This is a genomic window from Motilibacter rhizosphaerae, assembly GCF_004216915.1.
GTDB lineage: Bacteria > Actinomycetota > Actinomycetes > Motilibacterales > Motilibacteraceae > Motilibacter > Motilibacter rhizosphaerae.
In genome coordinates, this window is record NZ_SGXD01000013.1 from 1 (window position 1) to 4086 (window position 4086).

Annotated in this window: 6 protein-coding genes; 5 read left to right on the top strand and 1 reads right to left on the bottom strand. The window is 70.9% G+C overall.

Features of this window, described 5'->3' with window-relative positions; translation table 11 throughout:
• Positions 1 to 232 precede the first annotated feature (232 nt).
• Both EV189_RS19880 and EV189_RS19885 read left to right on the top strand, forming a co-directional pair.
• Positions 233 to 760 carry a SigE family RNA polymerase sigma factor gene (locus tag EV189_RS19880; RefSeq protein ID WP_407938166.1) on the top strand — a complete coding sequence of 176 codons (528 nt, stop codon included), beginning with the start codon at positions 233 to 235 and terminating at the stop codon, positions 758 to 760.
• A 58-nt stretch (positions 761 to 818) separates the two neighbouring features.
• Positions 819 to 1832 carry a hypothetical protein gene (locus EV189_RS19885; protein ID WP_130494757.1) on the top strand — a complete coding sequence of 338 codons (1014 nt, stop codon included), beginning with the start codon at positions 819 to 821 and terminating at the stop codon, positions 1830 to 1832.
• A 151-nt stretch (positions 1833 to 1983) separates the two neighbouring features.
• Here EV189_RS19885 and EV189_RS20415 read toward each other — a convergent pair whose 3' ends face one another.
• Positions 1984 to 2154 (bottom strand): hypothetical protein, encoded by a 171-nt coding sequence (locus EV189_RS20415; protein ID WP_165400411.1) that lies wholly within the window; start codon positions 2152 to 2154, stop codon positions 1984 to 1986.
• A gap of 132 nt (positions 2155 to 2286) precedes the next feature.
• On the opposite strand from EV189_RS20415, the gene EV189_RS19890 reads away from it, so the two are divergent.
• The 3 genes from EV189_RS19890 (at position 2287) to EV189_RS19900 (ending at position 3974) form a co-directional block, all read left to right on the top strand.
• The gene (locus EV189_RS19890) at positions 2287 to 2595 is read left to right on the top strand and encodes a hypothetical protein (protein ID WP_130494758.1); all 309 of its coding nucleotides are present in this window, start codon (positions 2287 to 2289) and stop codon (positions 2593 to 2595) included.
• Positions 2596 to 2757: 162 nt separating this feature from the next.
• Positions 2758 to 3261: a SigE family RNA polymerase sigma factor gene (locus EV189_RS19895; RefSeq protein ID WP_130494759.1), complete on the top strand. Its 504-nt coding sequence runs from the start codon at positions 2758 to 2760 to the stop codon at positions 3259 to 3261.
• Positions 3258 to 3974, top strand: a complete 717-nt coding sequence (locus tag EV189_RS19900) for a hypothetical protein (RefSeq protein ID WP_130494760.1) — start codon at positions 3258 to 3260, stop codon at positions 3972 to 3974. The genes EV189_RS19895 and EV189_RS19900 overlap by 4 nt, the downstream gene beginning before the upstream one ends.
• Positions 3975 to 4086 lie beyond the last annotated feature (112 nt).

A 4086-nucleotide genomic window follows, 5' to 3' on the forward strand; every position in this document is an offset into this window, starting at 1 on the left:
ACGGACGTCCTCCTCGATGCGTGGGACACCAAGCCCAACACCGCATCAGGGGGACGTTCCTACGTCTACCCCTGACCCGTACACCGAGTTACTAGCGGGTCGTTGTGCGCGGGTCGTACCCATGCGTCCGCGGCCTAGCAGCTTCGGTCGCGCTGCAGAGAGATGCCATCAATGGCGGCCCGCTGTGGGGGGCCCGACAGAACCTTCCTGTCGTGCTGATCGTCTGGATGGTGTGAGGGAGTCAGCAGAGAGCCACGACGCGGAGTTTGTGGCGTTCGTGGAGGCGGCGTCGCGGCGTCTGCTCTACGTGGCGACTCTGCTCACGGGCGACCAGGGCCAAGCCGAGGACCTGGTGCAGACCAGCCTCATCGGTGCCTATCGGCGCTGGGACGCGATCCGCGCGGATGACCCGTTCTCTTACGTCCGGCGCTCGATCGTCAACGCCCACGCCTCCTGGTGGCGCCGTCTGCTCCTCGAGCGGCGGCACTCGCCGCAGCCGCAAGCCGAGGTGCCAGATCCCTCGGTGGTCGTTGACCAGCGAGCGGAGCTCCGCTCGTGGCTGCTGACCCTGACTGACCGCGAGCGGGCGGTCGTGGTCCTGCGCTACCTCGAGGACCTCAGCGAGGCGCAGACCGCGCTGGAGCTCGGTATCGCCCTCGGCACCGTCAAGAGCACCGCGGCGCGCGCGCTGAGCAAGCTGCGCGTCACTGCCACGGCCAACCAGGAACCAGAGGTGACTCGTGGACAACCACGCGCCTGATCTCCTCTCCGTGCTTCGGGAGACAGACCCCACCGTCACGGCCCTGTCCGGGGCGGCCGTGCTTCAGGCAGCCCAGCACAACGCTCGCCGCCGCCGCGCCGGCCAGGCGCTGCTCGCCGCAGCGGCCGGCGGCGCGATCGTCACCGGTGCGGCCTTGGCGAGCCAGCCCGGGGGGACGACAGCGCCCGGGCCTGCCGCGGCCTCGAGAGCCCCCGCCGCGCCCGCCCCGTCTGCTGGCGACCCGTCGTTCCCCCCGGTCCTGCAGTCACGGAGCTACCCCGCCGAGGGGCCGAGCGCTGCTGAGCGCGCGGCCGCGCGTCAGCTGGACGCCACCTGGCGACAAGCGCGGGTGAAGTTCCAGGTCGTCGACGAGCAGATTCGCGTCCTCGGGACCTGGGCGACCCCGACCAGCCCCGGAGCCACAGCGCTCACGTCGGGCCTCGTCACCTACCCCGCGACCCTGCCGGCGCTGCCCGCGCGCATGGGGACCCTCTCCTGGCAGGACGGGAGCACGGCAGCACTGCCGGTCATCGATGCGGCGACAGCGCTCAGCGAGCTGCAGCAGCCCAGGACCACCACGCCGTGCTCCTGCCGACCGCTGGTCCTCACTGACGCCAAGCTCGAGGACATCGAGGTCGACACCACCCGCGGTCCCGCGCAAGCTCCCGCGTGGACGTTCGCGCTACCCGCGACCGACGCGGCGCCAGGGCAGACCCTCCGGGTCGCGGTGCTCGCCGTGAGCCAGACCAGCGTCCCGCTCACCCACCCCAGCCTCCCGCCAAGCCCGCACATCAACGCGGCGCGGGTCGTCAGCGGCGCACTCACCCTCAGCTTCCCCGGCTTCGCCAAGGACGCCTCCGAGCAGTGCGGGGAGGACTACACCGCAGTCGTGATCGAGACGCCCTCCACCGTCATGGTGACCGTGCACAGGCACGCGGGAGCACCGGCCCCTGCCAACGCGTCCTGCAAATACGGCGCGACGAGGACGGCTACCGCCACCCTCAGCGCCCCGCTCGGCGGCCGCCCAATCCTGCAACTCAGCGATGGAGAGCCCCTCCCGCTCAAGCCCTAGCTCGTCCCTGGCCAGGCCTGCACCAGCGCCGTGGCTGATATGGGGTGAGACCGTCAGCAACTGCGGGTCTTCGTCGCGACGTCCGCACATCGCAAGAGCGGACGTCCTGAGAGCGCGCAGGGCGGCAAGAGCGGACGTTAGGGCTCGCTGGTCAGAAGAGCCGGCCGGTAGCGATGTCGGTCACGATGACGCAGCACCCCGCCAGGAAGACGACACTGCCGATGGCCGTGGTGGTGCGAACCCCAGGGATGGGCCGGCGCAGGTGCCGGGTCACGACCATCACGCCGGCGACGCAGAGCAGCACCCCGATGGTGATCGGCACCCCCCGAGCGTAGGCGTCGAAGAGCGAGCGCAAGGCGGCATGAGCGGACGTTCTTCCGCGGAGACCCAGCCGTGCGAGCATGGCGTGGTGGGGGCACTCCGGAGGGCCTTGGCGTTTAGCAAGCGCCAGGACTTGACCAAGGTGCAGACCGTCGGCCTAGTGGGGACCGTGCTGGGGGTACGCCTGTTGCCTCTCTTCGTGCCCGGTGTTGCGATCTGCGTCGCCGGCGGAGTGTCGCACCATCCGGCCGTCGCGTTCGTCGGGCTGGGCTTGGCCGTTGCGAGCATGCTGCTGTTCGTCGCACCGCTTCCCCTGGTGTTGTACGGAGGGGTGCAGAAGTGGACAACGGGCCGGGGAGACGTCCTCGGCCCGCCCCGCAGCCTCGGCTTCAGCAAGTTGGCCTGGAGTCTGGCCTGGGGCGGGGACCGGGAAGACCGCTAGCGGAGTCGCCTACCACTCACGCTCCGCGAAGTACCCGCGGGAAGCTCGGCGCCCTCCTCGCGGCATGAGTGAACGTTGTCGAAGTGTCGAGCGCCCGCGCGCGTCGGGTCTGGGCAGCGCAGGTGGAACCTTCTGCACGCGGTTGGACTGTAGAAGGGTGTGATGAGCGCCGGGGGCGAGGACGCGAGCGACGGGTTCGCCGCGTTTGTGGTGGGGGCGTCGCCGCGGCTGCGGGTGTTCGCCGAGCTGCTGACGAACGACCGGCACCTGGCGGCGGACCTGACCCAGTCGGCGCTCATGGCCGTGTACGAGCGGTGGGACAGGCTCGACCAGCCGTACTCCTACGCCCGCCGGTGCATCGTCAACGGTCACCGAGCCTGGTGGCGGGTGTGGCGGCGCCGCGAGACGCCCGTGCCGCTGGACCTCGAGGGCCCGGATCTGCAGGACCACGCGGCGGCGGCGGTGACCCGCGCGCAGGTCGCGGCGGCCCTGGCCGAGCTGACCCGTCGGGAGCGGGAGGTGGTGGTGCTGCGGTACTTCGCCGACCTCTCCGAGGAGCAGACCGGCGCCGAGCTCGGGATCGCGGTCGGCACCGTCAAGAGCGCGCACAGCCGGGCGCTCAATAAGCTGCGCCTGTCGGCCCACCTCGCGGAGGAGCGAGCATGACGACCAGCCCCGATCAGCTCCGCGACACCTTCGATCGGCTCACCGAGGGCGTCGCGCCGTTGCAGGCGAGCGCGGTCGTTGCCGCGGTCGAGCAGCGTCGCCGCAGGACTCGCCGACTGACGGTGACGGCCGCCACCATGGTCGTCGCGGCGGTCGGGCTCGCCGCCATCCCCGCTCTGCACGACGGGGTCGGCCGTTCCGCAGGCGGCCCCGGTCCGAGCTCATCGCCGGCGACCACCGCGCACGCGCTCGCCCTTCCGCTGAGCGCGGTCGAGGCTCCCGCCGGCCCCATCCACCAGATCAACGAAGGGACACAGCTCTACATCGGCGCGAACAGGCAGGTGTGCTGGGTGGTGGCACAAGGAGCCACAGGAACTGGCGGCTGCTTCCCCCATGGGCGGAGCCGCGCAGTGGAGACCTCGCTCAACAAGCTGGGGGTCCGCGTGTACATCGGGATGGTGCCCTCCTCAACCGTCAGGGTCAGGGTGCACGCCTCGGTGGGATCCGCGAGCGGCGCACCCACAGGCGGGCTCGAGGTGCAGGGCTGGGTGCCGTTCGTGATCGAGGTCCCCGACCCCGCGCTGGTGACGATGACCCCCCGGCAGTCTGCGAGCTACTGGGTCATGAAGCACGGGATGACGGTCACGGCCTACGACGCGCAGGGGCACGCGACAACGACGTCCTGGGGCCAGCCGCCGCACCTGAGCGGATGAGGACCGAAGCGCGCGCAGCGGCATGAGCAACGTAACGCGGTTCGCGTCAAGCCTGGGGGGCGGGTGTCCGTCCGTCTCCTCGTGCTCTGCCTAGCGGAATCGGGTTGTTCCC

Excerpts from the sequence above, each read along its gene's own strand:
- EV189_RS19895 (WP_130494759.1), top strand. The coding sequence starts at position 2,758 with ATGAGCGCCGGGGGCGAGGACGCGAGCGACGGGTTCGCCGCGTTTGTG.
- EV189_RS19900 (WP_130494760.1), top strand. The coding sequence starts at position 3,258 with ATGACGACCAGCCCCGATCAGCTCCGCGACACCTTCGATCGGCTCACC.